An 18162-nucleotide genomic window follows, 5' to 3' on the forward strand; every position below is an offset into this window, starting at 1 on the left:
TTTTAAAGTTGCAAATTTAATTAGAAATAAATTTTCAGAGTTATTTTTAACAAAACTTTAGTTATTTCTGTAATTAACGGCTAATTAAATATTTAATTGTGTTTAAGTGTTAATTTTATCTAAAAATGGATTTTATCATGCCCTGAAAACTTTGCTTCAATCTTTGTTTTAATATATTTGCAGTTCACATTTCTATTATGGCTAAAAAGAAAACGAATACAGAATCGAATCCGAAAAAAAACAGGACTGATGTTTCCGTAGGTGTTGTAGGAAGCGGAAGTTTCGCGACTGCTATCGTAAAAATGCTTGTCGAAAACTGTAAAGTGGTGCATTGGTGTGTAAGAAGTGAGTTTGTAAAGGGAGCCATAGAGCTTCGCGGTCACAACCCGACTTACCTTACGGCCGCTACTTTCAACCTTAAAAATTTAAAGCTGACTACAGATATCAATGAATTGGTTTCTGCTTGCGATATTGTTGTTTTAGCAACACCATCTATCTATCTTTCAGATACTTTGGATAAAATGACTTGTGATTATAAAGATAAAATCTTCGTTTCTGCCATTAAAGGAATTATTCCTAAAGTGAATGATGTAGTGGCTCATTATTTAAGAGATGAATTTAAAATTGGTTTCAGGAATCAGGCGGTTATTGCAGGGCCTTGTCACGCAGAAGAGGTTGCGATGGAAAGACTTTCTTACCTTACCATTGCCACTGTGGAAGATGAAACTTCACAGAAATTAGTTGATATCTTTAATTCTGATTTTATTAAAGTCCATTCCAGCAAAGATATTTTAGGGAATGAGTACAGTGCGATTCTAAAAAATATTTTCGCCATTGGAGCGGGTATCGCAAGTGGTTTAGGCTATGGAGACAACTTTACGGCTGTTTTTGTTTCAAACGCGATCCGTGAAATGGAAGCTTTTCTGGAATCCATCTACGAAGCACCGAGAGATGTTAACGAAAGTGCCTATTTAGGGGATTTATTGGTAACGGCTTATTCATTGTTTTCAAGAAACAGAAATTTAGGAAACCTTATCGGAAAAGGGTATACCGTAAAATCTGCAATCCAGTCGATGAACATGGTAGCAGAAGGATATTATGCAGCCGATTCAATTTATAAAACAGCTAAGGAAAAAGGCCTTAAATTACCAATTATTGACACCATCTACGGAATTCTCTACGAAGGAAAAAACGCAGAAAAACAATTCAAAAAACTGACTACAAAGTTGAATTAATTTTAAAATTTAATTTAAAATTAGGAGATGCTTCGATTCCGCTCAGTATGACATCGCTACAAATTAACCATTAATAAGACAGTTAGTATTAGTGATGTCATACTGAGCGGAATCGAAGCATCTCCAATATATTTATCAAATAAGAAATCTTAGCTTCTTAATAATTTTTAAGATTTTAAACAATAATTTACAATAATTAACATTGTTAAAATCTCCAAACACCCCCTTATTTTAAGAACTTTTCCCGAACTTTGAGATAATAAAATTTAAGTTATGTCACAATCGCTTACAAGCAGAACGCCGAAACCCAAATACGACGTTGTTCTAATAGGTGGCGGAATTATGAGTGCCACATTAGCTACCATATTGCATGAGTTTGATCCCAATCTGGAGATCGCAATTTTTGAAAGACTAGGTAGGTTTGCAAAAGAAAGTACAGCAGCCTGGAATAATGCAGGAACCGGTCACTCAGCGTTTTGTGAACTTAATTATACTCCCGAAAAATCCGACGGAACCATCGATATTTCAAAAGCGGAAAGCATTGCCGAGCAGTTTGAAATCTCTAAACAGTTCTGGTCTTATTTAATAACAAAAGGATACATTAAAAATCCTAAAAATTTCATCAATTCCTGTCCGCACATGAGCTTGGTATTCGGAGAAAAAGACGCCGAATATCTTAAAAAACGATACGAAAAGATGTCCGAATCTGTTTTGTTTAAAGAAATGGAATTCACAACAGATCACGAAAAATTAAAAGAATGGATTCCTTTGGTTATGAGCAAAAGAAACCCTTCTGAAATAATGGCTGCAACCAAAATGGATTTGGGAACAGACGTGAATTTTGGAACGCTGACAAGAAAAATGGGAAGACATCTCTTGGAAGATTCCAATGTTGAGGTTTTCCTGTATCATGAAGTAAAAGATATCGACCCGAGAGAAGACGGAACATGGGAAATGAAAGTAAAAGACAGGATTCATAATCATAAGCAGGAAGTCGTGGCAGACTTCGTATTCATCGGCGCTGGAGGATATGCGTTACCTCTTTTGGATAGCTCTGATATCAAAGAAAGTGAAGGCTACGGAGGCTTCCCGGTTTCCGGGCAATGGTTGGTAACTCACAATCAGGAGTTAGTGGAAAAACATCACGCAAAAGTTTATACACAAGCAACTGTGGATGCGCCGCCGATGTCCGTTCCACATTTGGATTTAAGGATTATTGATGGCGAAAAAGCACTGCTTTTCGGCCCGTTTGCGGGATTTTCAACAAAATTTTTAAAGGAAGGAAGCTATCTTGATTTACCTGAAAGTGTGAATACAAAAAATTTAAGATCATTATTCGGGGCTTGGTGGCATAATATTCCTTTAACGAAATATCTCGTTCAGCAAGTTGCCATGACAAAAGCCCAGAGAATTCAGCATTTGAGAGAGTTTATTAAAGATGCCAAAGAAGAGGATTGGGAACTGAAAGTGGCCGGACAAAGAGTACAGATCATTAAAAAAGATGAAAGTGAAGGTGGGAAACTAGAATTCGGGACCGAAGTTGTGGTTAATAAAAAAGGAACGATCGCTTCACTGTTAGGTGCTTCACCAGGCGCTTCAACAGCCGTTTATGCCATGCTCAATGTTTTAGAAAAATGCTTCCCCGAAAAGCTTCACGGAGAATGGAAAGATAAATTACTGGAAATGGTTCCTTCTTACGGACAAAAACTTGCCGGCAACCCAGAACTCACAGAAAAAGTAAGAAATTACTCAAAAGAAAAATTAGAACTTGAATATTGAAATATAAAGAATGAATAATGGGCAATGAGTATTTCAACGTGCCTATTACTCATTATCAATTACTTATTCCCATAAAAAATGTCTGATACAATTGTAAAACCTGTCATCGTAAAAAAACTCCTGGAGTCTCTTCAAACCAAAATAGAAGAGGAAAAGCAGGTCATTGTGCATTGTTGTTTTCCGGCTTCACCGTTTTTGGGTAACCTGATCAGGATCTGGCATTCCACGTATCTTTTTGATAATCATTCCGATCACAAAAGCAGGTTGATTCACGCAGAAAATATTACTATTTTTCCTAATTGGACGGCAGTTCCTTTTATGCAGGATTTTTGGTTTACTTTGGTGTTTTCAGGCCTTCCTAGAGATTGTAAAAGCTTTGATCTAAAAGAAGTGATTCCCGAAGAAGGTGGATTTTTTGTTGGTTCAATAAAACGGAATTCATCAGATATTTACAGGGTGAAGATTTCAGAATCCTATTAATAATTGAGTTTAAACCACAGATTACACAGATTTCTACAGATAATTATGGTTGATTTATATGCGCAAACATCTGTGTGATCTGTGGGAAATAATAATCAAGCAAATTCATTCTGTTTAATTAAATTTTCAATGCAATATTCCGTAATGGCAACAATAGTTACAAAAGGGTTCACCCCAATCGTTCCCGGAATTAATGAGCCATCCAATACAAAAAGATTATGATGATTTTTAACCTTACCGAATTCATTGGTTGCTTCTCCCAAAACACATCCACCCAAAGGATGATAACAAATATTGGCTCCAAAACCGTCTTTAAAAAGGAAATGAGCTCTTGTGCCACCATTCGCCTTATTCATTTTTTTGATGAAAAAATCGACGTTTTCCTTCATTTTTAAAGTATGAGATTCGTTCCAATCGAGATTTAGCTTACCATTGCTGTAAGATACGGAACCTTTTTTATCCACTTTATTAATTTGCAGATACAAAGCAGTCGCAACATCCATGCCCATCGGAAGCGGTGCAATTTCTGCAAAGAAAGGATGTTCAGGATCATCCCAGTTGTCAACTCCGCCTACCGGAATTGTGGATTGCTTCACGCCGGTTCCGCCCGTTAGTGGTCTCACCCAATTTCTTCCGGTCATAAAATTTCCGTTATTTCCCCAATTTTTACCGATATTTTCATTAACAGGAAAATTATTAACCGCATTTGATTTCAACAAAAGCTGTAAAGTTCCCATAGTTCCGGCAGCGAGGATCAGCTTCCGGCAACGAAAAGTTTTCTCGGAAACGGTTTTTCCTAAAGTATTGATTTGTCGGACATTTAAAGTATAGGATACATCTTCATTCAATTTAATATCTTCAACAGCATGAAGATCGAGGATTTCCAGATTTCCCGTTTCTAAAGCTTTTTGTAAATAGGTTTTATCCAGGCTGTTTTTTCCGTAATTATTTCCGTAAATGACTTCGTTGTTAAGTGCAGAGCGAGGAACTTCATTTTTATATTCCTTTTCCATATAGCTGAAATCGTAGACATTAGGGACGCGCATGGTTTTAAAACCGGCTTTATGAGCTTCTTCTTCGCCCACTTTATTGAATTTGTAATACGGACACTCATTTAAAAACTCCTCCCGAACGATATTCACTTTCAGTTCCTGCCGCGCCTTCGGGAAATAGACGCTATAAAATTTTTCTGTATCAAGATTAGGAAAAACCTCCTTAAAATAATCTTTTTTGGGAGTTACAGCCATTCCTCCGTTTACTAGGGAACCGCCTCCTACACCTCTTCCGACCCAGATATTGATATGTTCAAAATCTAATCTGTCCAGCACACCGGTAAAAGGTTTTATGCTAAAAATATTGAAAAAAGGAGCAATGGTTTTTGTTTTCAGCCAGGCCGCACTTTTTTCAGGTTTTAATAAGCTGGAATAAGGAAGTCCAGATTTCCCCCAATTCATGCCCATTTCCAACATCACTACTTTCTTTCCGGCTTGGCAAAGGCGTAATGCCGCAACTGCACCTCCATATCCCGAACCGACAATGATTATGGGTGCATCAACTCCTTTAATATTGGACTTTTGCAGTTGGCCGGCTTTCAATACACCGGAATTTAAAAAATAAAAACCTCCTATCGCAAGGAAACCGGATTTTATAAACTCTTTTCTGTTCATCATAGTATTTTTGCATTCTATTCAAAAAATATGCTAGAAACTGTGTTTTGAATTTTATTAAGAATTATTTATGTTTTTGACCGTATTAACTTATTTTGTAACCATTTTTTAATAAGGATAAAATTAAAATTTCATAGCTTTAACTTTTATTTTAATTCATTCATGAAGAAATATATTTTACTATTAATATTTTGTCCGTTATTCATTTTTTCACAGAAAAAGGTTTCCAAAGAAGAGCTAGAAGTGAAAAAGTTTCAAAAAGAACTAAATGCGGAATATTCAAATCCAAAAGAAACACCTTTACGGGGAGAAAATTTTACAAATTTCAAAGGACATCGTTTTTTTCCTTTTGATTTAAAATACAGAATTAAAGCTAAGTTTAGCAAAACAGAAAACTCGAAGCCATTTGATCTTCCGACCTCTTCCGGAAAAACAAAATCTTATAAAGAATATGGCAAAGCAACTTTTGAACTGGACGGTGAATCTTACACTTTAACGCTGTATCAAAGTTTAGATTTAATCAAACAAGAAAAATATAAGGATTATTTATTTCTGCCTTTCCGTGATGCAACCAATGAAAAAGAAACCTACGGAGGAGGAAAATATATGGATTTAACTATCCCAAAAGGAAATACAATCGTTCTGGATTTCAACAAATCATACCAACCTTACTGCGCTTACAACGCTTACGACTACAATTGCCCGATTGTTCCTGAAGAAAACAAACTTCCTGTTGAAATTCGTGCAGGAGTTATGTATGAAGATATTTATCATTAATTCTATGGTTAGCTTAAAATTTTTCACAGAAGAAGATCTTCCGGAGGTAGATTATACTTTGGACGAAATTCAATCTCAGTATACTTCAACAGCAGAATATGCATTAAATAGAATTGCAGAAAGAAACACGGGGCTGGAATTTCCGGTAATCATTGTCAATGATGAGAAAATTGCAGGATTTTTCACCTTGGATTTCGGTGATGATAAGCTGGACTTAACGGATAACCCAAACTCCACACTATTGCGCTCTCTATCTATCAAACCAGAAATGCAGGGCAAAGGAATAGGGAAGGCGGCAATGCTGGAAACAGATCATTTTGTGCGTAAAAATTTCACCAACTGCGACGAAATTGTACTTGCTGTCAATCAGAATAATATTTCGGCTTATGATCTATACTTAAAAGTTGGCTATCATTACGATGGAAAAACTAGGATGGGACGTAGCGGTCTGCAATATTTAATGTACAAAAAACTTTAAGAAAATTTTAATTGCAAATTCTTCATTTGGCGTAATTCTTCCATAAATTTGAGTAACATCAAATAATAAAATATGGAAATCTCACTTCAAAATCAGGTTGCTGTAGTTACGGGAGCCTCCAGCGGAATTGGTTCGGGAATTGCAAAATCTTTGGCTTCGGCGGGCGCGACGGTCGTTGTCAATCACTCTTCGGAAAGGTCTACGGATGAAGCAAAGGCAGTTTTAAAAGAAATTACCGACGCTGGCGGAAAAGGAATGACCTATCAATGCGATGTTTCTAAAGAAGATCAGGTCGTGAAAATGTTTCAGGATACCATTTCAGAATTCGGGACCGTTGATATTTTGATCAATAATGCCGGCATTCAAAAAGATTCAAAATTCACGGAAATGACGCTGGATCAATGGAATGCTGTGATTGGAGTGAATCTTACCGGGCAATTTCTTTGCGCAAGAGAAGCCATTAAAGAATTTCTTCGCCGCGGAATAGACACCTCACGCTCAGTTGCCTGCGGAAAAATCATTCACATAAGTTCTGTTCATGAGGTTATTCCGTGGGCAGGCCACGCCAATTATGCGGCAAGCAAGGGCGCAATCAGGATGCTGATGCAAACGTTGGCTCAAGAATACGGAGCAGACAAAATCCGAGTGAATTCTATCTGTCCCGGCGCCATTCAAACGCCTATCAATACGAACGCGTGGAACAGTCCGGAAGCACTTAATTCACTTTTAACACTTATTCCTTACAACAGAATCGGGCAACCGCAGGACATCGGAAATCTGGCTGCTTTTCTAGCGAGCGACTTATCGGATTACATTACCGGAGCCAGCATTTTTGTGGATGGTGGTATGACCACTTTTGAGAGTTTTTCAACGGGTGGATAGGTTTTTAGGCGCACATTTCCGGCTTTCACTACTCGCTTTTTTGTGCCATTGCATCTTCCGGGCTTACAAAAAGAGCTCAGACAGGCCGTTCAATCCGGGGCGCATCTCAGTCGTAACAGGAATGTCAGCCGTTTTAATTGTCGGTTATCACTGTCAATAGTGAATAGTGAATCTGTTTCACTTGTCAATACTGAAAATCACCATCCGGCTTGTCATTCTGACGCAGGAAGAGTCTAGGCTTTATTTTAGAGATTCTTCACTCCATTTCGTTGCGTTCGAAATGACAAAATAACGGCAAACTTTTTTGTAGAAATATTAAAAAATCATCACCAATATGAAAGAAAAAGAAAGACTATCAGATATTTCCTGGAAAAAATGGGGTCCATACGTCAGCAACCGTGAATGGGGATTGGTACGTGAAGATTACAGTGCAAACGGTGACGCCTGGAACTATACCACTCACGACACGGCCGAAGCAAAAACCTACCGTTGGGGAGAAGAGGGCATCTGCGGAATTTGTGATGATATACAGAAGTTAATTTTTTCCATCGGATTCTGGAATAAAAAGGATAAAATAGTGAAAGAACGTTTCTTTGGCTTAACGAACAGACAAGGAAATCATGGCGAAGATGTAAAAGAATACTTCTATTATCTGGATTCTACGCCCACACATTCTTACATGAAAATGCTGTACAAATATCCACAGAATGCCTTTCCGTACGAAGATTTATTAATGACAAATGCCGGAAGAGGGAAAGAGGATCCTGAATACGAATTGATCGACACCGGAATTTTTGACCAAAACGAATATTTTGACATTTTTATTGAATATGCAAAAGAAAGCCAGAATGATATTTTGGTGAAACTCACGATCGTCAACAAATCTGAAAACAAAGCTCCGTTGATTATTTTGCCGACAGCTTGGTTCAGGAACACATGGAATTGGGGCTACGATGAATATAAACCGCAAATGACCAGTGAAGAATCTGATTCCATTACCGTTCATCATAAAGATTTAGAAATAAAAAATATTTACGCAAAACAATCGGCAAAAGTCTTGTTTTGTGATAATGAAACCAATAATGAAAAGATTTACCAATGCCCCAATAAATCAAAATACAGTAAAGACGGAATCAATGATTTTGTAGTCAACGGAAACTCTCAATCCGTAAATCCGAAAGATTTCGGTACAAAAGCCGCATTTTTTATTGATGAAAACTTTAAACCAAAAGAAACAAAAATATTTGAGTTCAGGATTTCAGATAAAGACTTAAAACAACCATTTAAAGATTTTGATGAAATTTTTAACTTAAGAAAACAGGAAGCCGACGAATTTTACGCAGAAATTCAAAAAGAAATAAAAACGGAAGATGAAAAGCTGGTTCAACGGCAGGCTTTTGCAGGAATGCTTTGGAGCAAGATGTTTTATCATTACAATGTTGAAAAATGGCTGAAAGGCGATCCGGCAGAAGTAACTCCGCCAAAATCCCGTGAAAAGCTCCGTAATTTTCAATGGAAACATCTCAACAATGAGCATATTATTTCCATGCCCGACAAATGGGAATATCCGTGGTATGCAACCTGGGATCTGGCTTTTCATACGATAAGTTTTTCTTTGATTGACCCTGATTTTGCAAAACATCAGTTAAAACTTTTCCTTTTTGAATGGTACATGCACCCCAATGGCCAGCTTCCAGCCTATGAATGGAATTTCAATGATGTGAATCCTCCGGTGCATGCATGGGCGGTTTTTCGGGTTTTTAAAATTGATGAATATTTAAAAGGAAAGCCTGATCTGGAATTCCTTGAAAGTGCTTTCCAGAAACTATTGATGAACTTTACATGGTGGGTCAACAAAAAAGACAGCAATGGAAACAATATTTTTGAAGGAGGATTTTTAGGACTTGATAACATCGGTATTTTTGACCGCAGCATACCACTTCCGGATGGTGAACATCTGGAGCAGTCTGACGGGACCAGCTGGATGGCCATGTTTGCGCTGAATATGATGAGAATTGCCTTGGAGTTGGCTCTTTACAACAATGTGTATGAAGAAATGGCAATGAAGTTTTTTGAGCATTTCCTTTCCATAGCCAATTCGCTGGACAATATGGGAGATGAAGATTTTAGCCTTTGGGATGAGGAAGATGAGTTTTTTTATGATGCGCTCTCTTTGAGTGACGGGAGCCATATGTATTTGAGATTAAGGACTGTAGTTGGATTAATTCCGATGTTTGCGGTGGAAGTTATTGATGATGAAATGATTGAGAATCTTCCAAACTTCAAACAAAGAATGGAATGGGTTCTGGAAAATAAACCGGAACTGGCAGCGCTGGTTTCCCATTGGGAAGTAAAGGGGCAGGATTCTAAGCATTTGCTTTCACTTCTCCGAGGCCATCGTTTGAAAAGATTACTGAGCAGAATGCTGAATCCCGATGAATTTTTAAGTGAGTTCGGGGTTCGTGCTTTGTCGAAAGAATATGAGAAAGAGCCTTTTAATATTAAATTAAATGAAAATGATTACACCGTAAAATACACTCCGGCAGAAAGTGACAGTGGACTTTTTGGGGGCAACAGTAATTGGCGAGGCCCGATCTGGTTTCCGATTAATTTTTTAATTATTGAAAGCTTACAACGGTTTTTCTTTTATTACAGCCCTGATTTTTTAGTAGAATATCCTACGGGAAGTGGGAATTACCTTAATTTGGATCAAATTGCTGATGCTTTAAGTGAAAGATTATCTAAAATATTTTTAAAGGACGAACACGGAAACCGTCCTTTCAACGGACAGTATCCAAGATTTCAGTCTGATCCGGATTTTAAAGATTATATTTTATTTTACGAATATTTTCATGGGGACAACGGCCGTGGAGTGGGAGCTTCCCATCAAACGGGTTGGACGGGCTTAATTGCAAAAATTCTTATGCCAAGATTTTCAAAAAAATCAATCGCAGAGTCTGAAACGGGAATGCCGGGAGGTGTGAAATAGGCAGTGGTTTTAATTGTGAGAAATTAACTTTGTCAAAGATTTTAAACTTTGACAAAGTGCAGGGTCACTAAACAATATCTTGTGATTTACTCAAATATCTGTTGGATTACTTCAAGAGAGGTCGGAGTTTTGAAATCGGTGATATGATAGTGGTAGTAGACCAAAAGGCTGTCTAAAAAATCTTTTCTAAAAGCCGAACGAATTTTTATCTGATAAGGATTTTCAGAATAGAGAATAGATTTCCAGAGCGCTGATATTTCTTCACCAAACAATTGATGGGTCATACTTTGAGTAAAAACTCCGGTTTCCGGATCAAGATATTTTCCATCATTGAGCAAGGGAACGACTCCATTAATTTTTAAGATTTTAATTAAAAATATAAAGTGCGACTGGTAATTTTGGTTTTCCAATTCATCAATAAACTCTTCAAGACAAAAGAAAATATGCTGGTTTTTATTTTCGTGCCTCAGGTTTTGATTTAAAAAATCTGAAATAAAAAACACAACCGAATTACATTTGATATCCGAATAAATATCATTGCTTTTTACCATCTCAAATTTGGAAATGGTCTGTATGCCGCTTCCTTTTAATGGATTTAAAGAAAAATTAAGCTTGCTCAAAGGCAGAAGCAAAGCCTTCTTCTTATTTCTTTTGGCATAAATTCCTTTTAAAAAATAAGACTGAAAGCCATCTTCTTCCGTGAAACAGTGCAGGACAGCATCGTTTTCACCGTATTTTATGTATGATAATAAAAATCCGTTTTGTGAATTCATTAATTGACCACAGCTATTTTTGCAGTAGCTTTATCTGAGCCGTCTTCATTGGTCATTAAAACAAAATAAATCCCTGAAGCCACTCTTTTTCCTCTTTGATTATTAAGATCCCATTCATAATATCCACCTCTTGCCACTGCAGAATGTACCACATTTCCTGTTGCATCAGCGATTCTGATATTGGTAACTTCCGCTAGGCCTTTGATGGTAACTTTTCCTTTAAAATTAGAATAAACAACAGGATTCGGATAAACCAGAACGTTTCCGAAATCTGATGTTACATCTGAAACATCACCCTGATAAGTCACAATTCCGTCATAAGAAACGAAATAAACTTTTCCTGTTTTTCTGTCTACTTTGATATCTGTAATACTGTTGGTAGGTAATGGCGAATTTTCTTTTGTAAAATGCTTAATTGTCTGCTGCCCATCTGCGGAAAGGTAATAAACACCGCCGCCGTCTACAGAAACCCATTTGTGATCTCCTGCATCCACTTCAACCTGCAAAATCTGGGCATCTCTGAAAAGTTCTTCACCAAGGCCATTTTGCTCAATAATAATAGGTTCTACCGTCGCACTGTTAGGATCTTTAATTGCCGAAACAGCATTAGGCAAAATTCTTAAACCAATATCACCTCCTATCCATGCATCCCCTGATTTGTCAATGGCCACAGAAACTGATCCCCCGGAATTGGCTGCAAAGCCGTTGGATTGGTTTAAAATATAGTCTGTATCGTCAGTAAGATTGGAAGGGGTACTTTTTAAATCATAGGCCAAAAACTGGTTCGTTCTTGGTAAAGGAATCCACAATAATTTTTCATAGAACAGCGGCTTTTGGGATCCATTACTGTATCCAAAGCTTTTTACTGTAAATTGGTCTGTTATTTTATCATAGAAACCTAATCCACTTGACGCATCTTGAGTAAAAGCTACGGTAACAAATAAATTATTCTGATCATCATAAGTAAAACCAACCGGTCGTGTATAATAAATGCTTGTAGCTCCCAGATTGTATTGCTTCACAAACTCAAAATCTTTATTCGCAGAATTATACTTCATTTTGTAAACTCCCTGATCCGGTGAGAAAACATAATTTGTGAAGAAAACTTCATTACTGTCGGTAGGGTTCGCAATAGCATCCAATACATTGAATACTTTAGTCCCTGATGTGAAATACGATGAATAAACCCACTGCATTCCGTCAAAATAATAAAATCCTGGATTTTTAGGATTTGAGATAGGCGTATTGAATCTGTTTCCTCTACCGCCGGTTGATACTAAAATCTGATTGTCGCCGTATAAGTTGATTTTATAGGCAAAATTAAAGTAAGGCCCATCCGGTCTGAAAGAATTGTTGCTTTCGTTTTTTATTCCGGATAAGACAGTCCCACCATAGACATTGCTTCCTATGGCGATTGCGGTATTACATTCTTCCCCGAAAGTTACACTATTATTAAAATTTCCGCTGGTATTAAATGTATAAATCCTGTTCACATCAGTGACAACAATACTGTTGCTGTTTACAACCAAATCGCGAGCATTGCTGAACGTTTGTGATAGCGGAGTAGGAGTACCCCCATTGTAAAGGTAAGCTGTAGTGGGTGATGAAAAAGTAAGTACAGATTCAGAATCTATATGTTTGAAAGAACCTGCCATTTCGGTAGACCACGTTGAGAAAACCGGGAAAGTTGTATTCATTTCATGGCTTTTTAGCCCTGTATTAGTTACGGAATATACTTTATTCCCGAAAATTGTTGCTTCGTTACTAGCCTCATACACACCTCCTGTAAGGAAAAATGCAGAATCCTTAAATTCCTTTTTCTTTAAATCAAAAATAGAAACTCCATATCCTACGGAAATGACAGCCAGATCTCCCGTAATGGAAATATGATTGATTTTTTTGCTTGCATTGTAGCCGGTAGCAATTGGAATGTCCACAATATAGGTAACTCCGTCCGGAGTAACAACATCCATAGAGCCGTTCTGATAACCGATCAACCCTATTTTTGTCTGAGGATTATAGTCGAAAGCAGAAATTTTCACCTCATGCAAGCCGTTTGCTTTAGACAGCTTGGTAATTTCACCTGATGAAATTGTATAATAAAATATCCCGTTTTCTGCGGCTGCCACTATTTTTCCATTATCTTCTTTCATGGCCAAAACATTGTTGTAGGAAAACAAATCTGCCCATTTTTTTGAAGAAATATTCTGTGCATTTACAAATTGTAGGGATGCTAAAACACCAAGAGAAATTAAAGAGAGTTTTTTCATGCTTATGCTATTATGCTGCTGTCTATTGCCTGATTGTTCCAGGAAATACGTTTTACGTTTTTATTTGAATCAAAGAAGAAATCTATTCTGCCCAAAAGAAGTCCGGCCCATCCAACCTGGTTTACCAGAACATTTTTGCCTTGTCTATTTTGATAAGTCTGAGGTTCTGGTAAGAAAGTATGGGTGTGACCTCCTAAAATAAGATCAATATTTTCCGTTTTTGAGGCTAAAATTTTATCGCTTACTTTATTGGGCTCATCCTTGTAATCATAGCCGATGTGTGAAAGGCAGATCACAAGATCACATTTTTGTTCGTTTTTCAGGTAGTTTGAATAATGTTGGGCAACATCAATTGGGTCAGAATAAACGGTTTCGCCGTATTGCTTTTTACCAACCAATCCCTCCAATTGAATTCCCACTCCGAAAATCCCGACTTTAATCCCGTTTTTATTAAAAATCTTGTATTGGGAAGTTTTTCCGTCGAGAATTGTATTTTTAAAATCATAATTCGAACAGATAAAAGGGAATTTTGCATTCGGTAAAACATTTAAAAATCCATCTAATCCGTTATCAAAATCATGATTTCCCATGGTAGAAGCGTCGTACTTCATCATGGACATTAATTTAAACTCCAGTTCACCTCCAAAAAAATTAAAATAAGGAGTTCCCTGGAAAATATCACCTGAATCAAGAAGCAAAACATTTGATTCCTGATTTCTGATTTGTTGAATTAAGGTTGCCCTTCTCGCAAAACCACCCTGATTGGGATTTTTGGTATAACTTGCATCAAAAGGTTCTATTCTGCTGTGCTGGTCGTTGGTATGAAGAATTGTAAGCTTATTTTCGGATTTTAAATCAAGAATTTTCAGCTCTTCCGCCATTATCATATTCGGAGCTAAAGCCATTGCTAAAGTTCCGCTACCTATTGCTTTTAAAAACTTTTTTCTATCCATTACTTCTTACCGATAAAGTTTAAACGAACATCCGTATTGGCCACAACTTCAGGATTTTTCTTAAAATAATCGATGAAAAGATTTCTTAATTTAATTCCTGTTGAAATTGCTTCTCCTTTTGCGAAAAATTTCATATTGTCACCGCCCAAAGCCAGATAATCTGAGGTTGCAATGTAGTAATCCTGGGTCGGATTTACTTCTTTTCCGTTGATTAAAGACTTTGTTAATTGCCCGTTATTGGTTTCAATGTATAAATGAGAAACAGGATTATTCACCTGAGTTTTTGCATAATAATCAAAAAGCCCTTGTAAATCTGATCCTTTCATTTTTACGATAATCACTTCATTTTCAAAAGGCATTACTTCAAATACACTTTTTAGTAAAATATCGCCTTTCCCGATCGTTGTTCGGATTCCTCCGATATTGATCAACGCAGCATCGATATTTTTTTGAAGATTTTTTTTCGCCCATTCATCAGCTCCATCGAACGTGTAATCTGCTAAAAGGTTGCCCAAATTACTATTGTCGCCTTGTTTTGTAAGGTCTACATTGGTGTGGGAGATCTTCTGATTCATCTCTTTATCCAATTTTTGCTTATAAGGTTCAATAATTTTTACAAACTCCTCATCATTTTTAAGCTCATTATTAATAGAAATATTCTTCTGGGTCTGCACATTTGCCACTTGTAACGGAGAAGCCGTCTTACAAGCGGAAAGTGTAGCCAAAACAATTCCTAGTAACAAGAATTTATTCTTCATATTCAGCAAATTAATTTTTTTAAAGATCATATGCAATCGCCAGTACTTAAAAGTTTTTTAAGATAATTTTAGTCATAGCGATTTCATAATATCTTTTAGTATATGCAAATATAATTATATGTATAATAAAACATTATTATTTATTACAAATTCTTGGTCTAAATTATTAAATTTGACAAAAATAATTTTAACAGATGAGCATTTTAAAAGGAGTAGGTGTGGCATTGATTACACCCTTTAATGAAGATTTATCCGTTGATTTCGATAGTTTGACGAAACTTGTTGAGTACAATATTGAAAACGGAACCAATTATTTAGTTGTTTTGGGAACTACGGCAGAGGCTGCAACGCTTTCTGACGAGGAGAAGAAACAGGTGGTAGATCATATCATTAAGGTAAATAATAAACGCTTGCCTTTGGTGCTGGGAATTGGTGGAAATAATACGCTTGAAGTTAAGAAACAGATTGAAGAAACGGATTTATCAGCTTTTGAAGCGGTACTTTCCGTATCTCCATATTACAATAAACCTAATCAGGAAGGGCTTTATCAGCATTATAAAATGCTGGCTTCTACAGGAAAAAATATTATTATTTATAATGTTCCTTCAAGAACGGGACAAAATGTTGAGGCAGAAACCACTTTACGTTTAGCAAAAGAATTCCCTAATTTATTCTTAATTAAAGAAGCTTCACCAAATATTTTACAGTATTTTGATATTTTAAGAAAAAAACCGGAAGGATTTAATTTGGTTTCGGGAGACGATGAATTTACACTTCCTGTAACTTTGGCGGGCGGAAACGGAGTAATTTCTGTGATCGGGCAAGGGTATCCGAAAGAATTTTCTACCATGGTTCAGTTGGCATTTGACGGAAAAGTGAAAGAAGCGTATGAAATCCACAATAAATTGGTTGAAATCACAAGATTGATTTTTGCTGAAGGAAATCCTTGCGGAATCAAGGTTGTTTTAGCGGAAAAAGGAATTATTAAAAACTATTTGAGACTTCCCCTGGTTCCTGCTTCAGAAGGGCTTCATGCAAAAATTAAAGCTGAGATGGCGAACATTTAGAATGGGAAATTGTCAATTTGCTTTGCAGTGAATTGTGATTTTTCCAGTAACTTTTTAAAGTTACAATAAACATATTAAGGTGAAAAGTTAAGGCTTTTCGCCTTTTTTAATAATATCCCAGCTGAGTGAAACGCCTTGGCAAACATAAGCACAAACAATTTAAAGAAAATCTTTGCGAACTTTGCGTTAAAAAACAATATTAAAAATTTAAACTTAATGAAATTAATAAAAGCTACAGAAAATGATATTCCTTTGATTCAGGACTTGGCGAGAAGATCATGGGTGAGTGCATATGCGGGAATTATTTCCAATGAACAAATCGATTATATGTTGAGAGAGATGTATTCGAAAGAAGAAATTTCAAATCATCTGGAGAATCCAAATTATCATTATTATTTAATTTTTGATGAGAATAATGATTCTTTCGAAGGTTTCATCGGGTATGAACATGGATATGAGGAAGGAACAACAAAACTACACCGGATTTATCTCGTTCCGGAAAGTAAAGGAAAAGGTTTCGGCAAAAGGGCGCTTGATTTTTTGAAAGAAAAAGTTTCGGAAAGCATGGATCAGAGGATTATCTTAAATGTAAACAAAGTGAACATTGCGAAAAATTTTTATGAATCTCAGGGATTTACAATATATAATGAAGTGGTTTTAAATATTGGTAATGGTTTTGTAATGGATGATTATCTTATGGAGTTTTTAATTCACAAATAATTGACTTAAAATTCTATAACATTTAAGCGTAATTCTATAAAAGGTGAAGTGTTTTTTTTGTACATCTTTGTATCAGAACCAAATCACTTCATAACAATACATTCATATGCTTGGTCTTAAGCAGTTTTTTGCTTTTTATCGGTATATTTTTTTCATCCTTAGTGTTTAAATTCCTGTATTCCACAATGCAGGAGTTTTTTGCGTTTGTGGAATTCTATTTAAATTTGTAGTCTATTTCACTTTTTATTGAAATAAATTACTATATTTACTTAAAATTTGATACACGCAGAAAGGATGAAAATGTATGTAAAATTTGATTTCAATGCTCTCTGTAAAAAAGTGTTGGATGAAAAGCTTAAAGAACACGGTTTGAAGTACCGGTTGCTGAATTTTGGGGAGGTTGAGTTTTACGAATCATTTACTCAGGAACAGCACAAAAATTTTAAGAAAAACCTTGAAGATTACGGAATAGAGATTATCGAAAGCCAGAAAACAGCTTTAGTTCAAAAGATCAAAGATGTTATTGTGGAGCTGGTTTTTTCTGATGAGGTAATTCCGGTGAAAGCTTCAATTTATATCGCAGAAAAACTTAATCATAGCTATGGTTATCTGTCGAATCTGTTTTCGGAGGTTACTTATACTTCGATAGAAAATTTTATCATTATTCAGAAAATCGAGTATGCGAAGGAATTGATAATCAGTAATAAGCAAAGTCTTACGGAGATTGCCCACAGACTCAATTATTCAAGTGTTGCCCATCTGAGCACTCAATTTAAAAATACTACAGGGATTACGCCCTCTCAATTTCAAAAAATTGTAACCAAGAGAAGAAAGGCTCAAAGTATGATCAGTAATATTAAGATGCAGTATGAATAGGGAATATCTAAATGTAATTCTGGTTGATAATGGTGAGGAAAACCGGATTCTTTTTAAAAAGGTATTTAAAGATTTAAAAGTAGGAATTAAGATCCAGATTTTCGGTAATGGAGAAAATCTGATGGATTATCTGAACAGTGAAGAGGCTCAGATTCCAGAAATTTTATTCATGGAAAAAGAGATTCCAAAGAAAAACAGCCTGGAATACATCGAAGAAATTAAAACAGATTTTAGGTTTGACAATATGGTGATTGCTATTTATTCTGATCATTTTTCGACAGCTGAAGAAGAGGAGATTTTTGTAAATGGGGCTAATATTGTTATGAAAAAGCCCGACAATTATGATAATCTGAAGAAAGTTGTGGCAGAAATAGTTACCCTCAACTGGCAGTATCATACCTCAGGTTTGAATAAAAATAATTTTATCATGAAAGTGTGAAAAAAAATTGCTTTATCTG

At 36.1% G+C, this 18162-nt stretch carries 16 protein-coding genes; 11 read left to right on the forward strand and 5 right to left on the reverse strand.

Going from position 1 to position 18162, the window contains the following annotated elements; all coding sequences use genetic code 11:
- Positions 1-197: 197 nt before the first annotated feature.
- The 3 genes from ATE47_RS00765 (at position 198) to ATE47_RS00775 (ending at position 3494) form a co-directional block, all read left to right on the forward strand.
- Positions 198-1235 (forward strand): NAD(P)H-dependent glycerol-3-phosphate dehydrogenase, encoded by a 1038-nt coding sequence (locus ATE47_RS00765; protein WP_062160167.1) that lies wholly within the window; start codon positions 198-200, stop codon positions 1233-1235.
- A gap of 273 nt (positions 1236-1508) precedes the next feature.
- The gene (gene mqo / locus ATE47_RS00770) at positions 1509-3014 is read left to right on the forward strand and encodes a malate dehydrogenase (quinone) (RefSeq protein ID WP_062160168.1); all 1506 of its coding nucleotides are present in this window, start codon (positions 1509-1511) and stop codon (positions 3012-3014) included.
- Positions 3015-3092: 78 nt separating this feature from the next.
- A complete protein-coding gene (locus ATE47_RS00775; protein WP_062160169.1) occupies positions 3093-3494 on the forward strand; it encodes a hypothetical protein in 402 nt (133 codons plus the stop codon).
- A gap of 95 nt (positions 3495-3589) precedes the next feature.
- Here the strand turns inward: ATE47_RS00775 and ATE47_RS00780 are convergent, their stop codons facing one another.
- A complete protein-coding gene (locus tag ATE47_RS00780; RefSeq protein ID WP_228376298.1) occupies positions 3590-5164 on the reverse strand; it encodes a GMC family oxidoreductase N-terminal domain-containing protein in 1575 nt (524 codons plus the stop codon).
- A gap of 159 nt (positions 5165-5323) precedes the next feature.
- On the opposite strand from ATE47_RS00780, the gene ATE47_RS00785 reads away from it, so the two are divergent.
- The 4 genes from ATE47_RS00785 to ATE47_RS00800 all read left to right on the forward strand — a co-directional run bounded on the left by ATE47_RS00785 (position 5324) and on the right by ATE47_RS00800 (position 10287).
- Positions 5324-5938, forward strand: a complete 615-nt coding sequence (locus ATE47_RS00785) for a DUF1684 domain-containing protein (protein ID WP_062160170.1) — start codon at positions 5324-5326, stop codon at positions 5936-5938.
- Between the two features lie 4 nt (positions 5939-5942).
- The gene (locus tag ATE47_RS00790; RefSeq protein WP_062163394.1) at positions 5943-6416 is read left to right on the forward strand and encodes a GNAT family N-acetyltransferase; all 474 of its coding nucleotides are present in this window, start codon (positions 5943-5945) and stop codon (positions 6414-6416) included.
- Positions 6417-6488: 72 nt separating this feature from the next.
- Positions 6489-7298, forward strand: a complete 810-nt coding sequence (locus ATE47_RS00795) for a glucose 1-dehydrogenase (RefSeq protein WP_062160171.1) — start codon at positions 6489-6491, stop codon at positions 7296-7298.
- A gap of 334 nt (positions 7299-7632) precedes the next feature.
- Positions 7633-10287, forward strand: a complete 2655-nt coding sequence (locus ATE47_RS00800) for an MGH1-like glycoside hydrolase domain-containing protein (protein WP_062160172.1) — start codon at positions 7633-7635, stop codon at positions 10285-10287.
- 86 nt (positions 10288-10373) lie between these two features.
- On the opposite strand, the gene recO is transcribed toward ATE47_RS00800, so the two are convergent.
- Genes recO through ATE47_RS00820 form a run of 4 tightly spaced genes read right to left on the reverse strand, consistent with a single transcriptional unit; the run spans position 10374 to position 15041 of the window.
- The gene (gene recO, locus ATE47_RS00805) at positions 10374-11060 is read right to left on the reverse strand and encodes a DNA repair protein RecO (protein ID WP_062160173.1); all 687 of its coding nucleotides are present in this window, start codon (positions 11058-11060) and stop codon (positions 10374-10376) included.
- Complete coding sequence (gene porZ, locus ATE47_RS00810) at positions 11060-13330, reverse strand: type IX secretion system anionic LPS delivery protein PorZ (RefSeq protein ID WP_185097114.1); 2271 nt, start codon at positions 13328-13330, stop codon at positions 11060-11062. Before porZ ends, recO begins: the two co-directional genes overlap by 1 nt.
- A gap of 2 nt (positions 13331-13332) precedes the next feature.
- On the reverse strand, positions 13333-14283 hold the full coding sequence (locus ATE47_RS00815) for a bifunctional metallophosphatase/5'-nucleotidase (protein WP_062160174.1): 951 nt from the start codon (positions 14281-14283) through the stop codon (positions 13333-13335).
- Positions 14283-15041, reverse strand: a complete 759-nt coding sequence (locus ATE47_RS00820) for a 5'-nucleotidase C-terminal domain-containing protein (RefSeq protein WP_062163396.1) — start codon at positions 15039-15041, stop codon at positions 14283-14285. Before ATE47_RS00820 ends, ATE47_RS00815 begins: the two co-directional genes overlap by 1 nt.
- 194 nt (positions 15042-15235) lie before the next feature.
- Here ATE47_RS00820 and dapA point away from each other — a divergent pair, with 194 nt between their 5' ends.
- The 4 genes from dapA (at position 15236) to ATE47_RS00840 (ending at position 18143) form a co-directional block, all read left to right on the forward strand.
- Positions 15236-16108 (forward strand): 4-hydroxy-tetrahydrodipicolinate synthase, encoded by an 873-nt coding sequence (dapA, locus tag ATE47_RS00825; protein ID WP_062160175.1) that lies wholly within the window; start codon positions 15236-15238, stop codon positions 16106-16108.
- Between the two features lie 216 nt (positions 16109-16324).
- Entirely contained in the window at positions 16325-16828 is a 504-nt protein-coding gene (locus ATE47_RS00830; protein WP_082632448.1) for a GNAT family N-acetyltransferase, read from the forward strand.
- 294 nt (positions 16829-17122) lie between these two features.
- Positions 17123-17704: a helix-turn-helix domain-containing protein gene (locus ATE47_RS00835; RefSeq protein WP_062160176.1), complete on the forward strand. Its 582-nt coding sequence runs from the start codon at positions 17123-17125 to the stop codon at positions 17702-17704.
- Positions 17697-18143 carry a response regulator gene (locus ATE47_RS00840; protein ID WP_062160177.1) on the forward strand — a complete coding sequence of 149 codons (447 nt, stop codon included), beginning with the start codon at positions 17697-17699 and terminating at the stop codon, positions 18141-18143. Before ATE47_RS00835 ends, ATE47_RS00840 begins: the two co-directional genes overlap by 8 nt.
- Positions 18144-18162 lie beyond the last annotated feature (19 nt).

The sequence above is a fragment of the Chryseobacterium sp. IHB B 17019 genome, assembly GCF_001456155.1.
Taxonomy (GTDB): domain Bacteria; phylum Bacteroidota; class Bacteroidia; order Flavobacteriales; family Weeksellaceae; genus Chryseobacterium.

Coding starts and splice junctions, on each gene's coding strand:
- ATE47_RS00815 (WP_062160174.1), bottom strand. CDS start 14,283: ATGGATAGAAAAAAGTTTTTAAAAGCAATAGGTAGCGGAACTTTAGCA.
- ATE47_RS00840 (WP_062160177.1), top strand. CDS start 17,697: ATGAATAGGGAATATCTAAATGTAATTCTGGTTGATAATGGTGAGGAA.
- ATE47_RS00780 (WP_228376298.1), bottom strand. CDS start 5,164: ATGATGAACAGAAAAGAGTTTATAAAATCCGGTTTCCTTGCGATAGGA.
- ATE47_RS00820 (WP_062163396.1), bottom strand. CDS start 15,041: ATGAAGAATAAATTCTTGTTACTAGGAATTGTTTTGGCTACACTTTCC.
- porZ (WP_185097114.1), bottom strand. CDS start 13,330: ATGAAAAAACTCTCTTTAATTTCTCTTGGTGTTTTAGCATCCCTACAA.
- mqo (WP_062160168.1), top strand. CDS start 1,509: ATGTCACAATCGCTTACAAGCAGAACGCCGAAACCCAAATACGACGTT.
- ATE47_RS00785 (WP_062160170.1), top strand. CDS start 5,324: ATGAAGAAATATATTTTACTATTAATATTTTGTCCGTTATTCATTTTT.
- ATE47_RS00790 (WP_062163394.1), top strand. CDS start 5,943: ATGGTTAGCTTAAAATTTTTCACAGAAGAAGATCTTCCGGAGGTAGAT.
- ATE47_RS00765 (WP_062160167.1), top strand. CDS start 198: ATGGCTAAAAAGAAAACGAATACAGAATCGAATCCGAAAAAAAACAGG.
- ATE47_RS00835 (WP_062160176.1), top strand. CDS start 17,123: ATGAAAATGTATGTAAAATTTGATTTCAATGCTCTCTGTAAAAAAGTG.
- ATE47_RS00800 (WP_062160172.1), top strand. CDS start 7,633: ATGAAAGAAAAAGAAAGACTATCAGATATTTCCTGGAAAAAATGGGGT.
- ATE47_RS00775 (WP_062160169.1), top strand. CDS start 3,093: ATGTCTGATACAATTGTAAAACCTGTCATCGTAAAAAAACTCCTGGAG.
- ATE47_RS00795 (WP_062160171.1), top strand. CDS start 6,489: ATGGAAATCTCACTTCAAAATCAGGTTGCTGTAGTTACGGGAGCCTCC.
- dapA (WP_062160175.1), top strand. CDS start 15,236: ATGAGCATTTTAAAAGGAGTAGGTGTGGCATTGATTACACCCTTTAAT.
- recO (WP_062160173.1), bottom strand. CDS start 11,060: ATGAATTCACAAAACGGATTTTTATTATCATACATAAAATACGGTGAA.
- ATE47_RS00830 (WP_082632448.1), top strand. CDS start 16,325: ATGAAATTAATAAAAGCTACAGAAAATGATATTCCTTTGATTCAGGAC.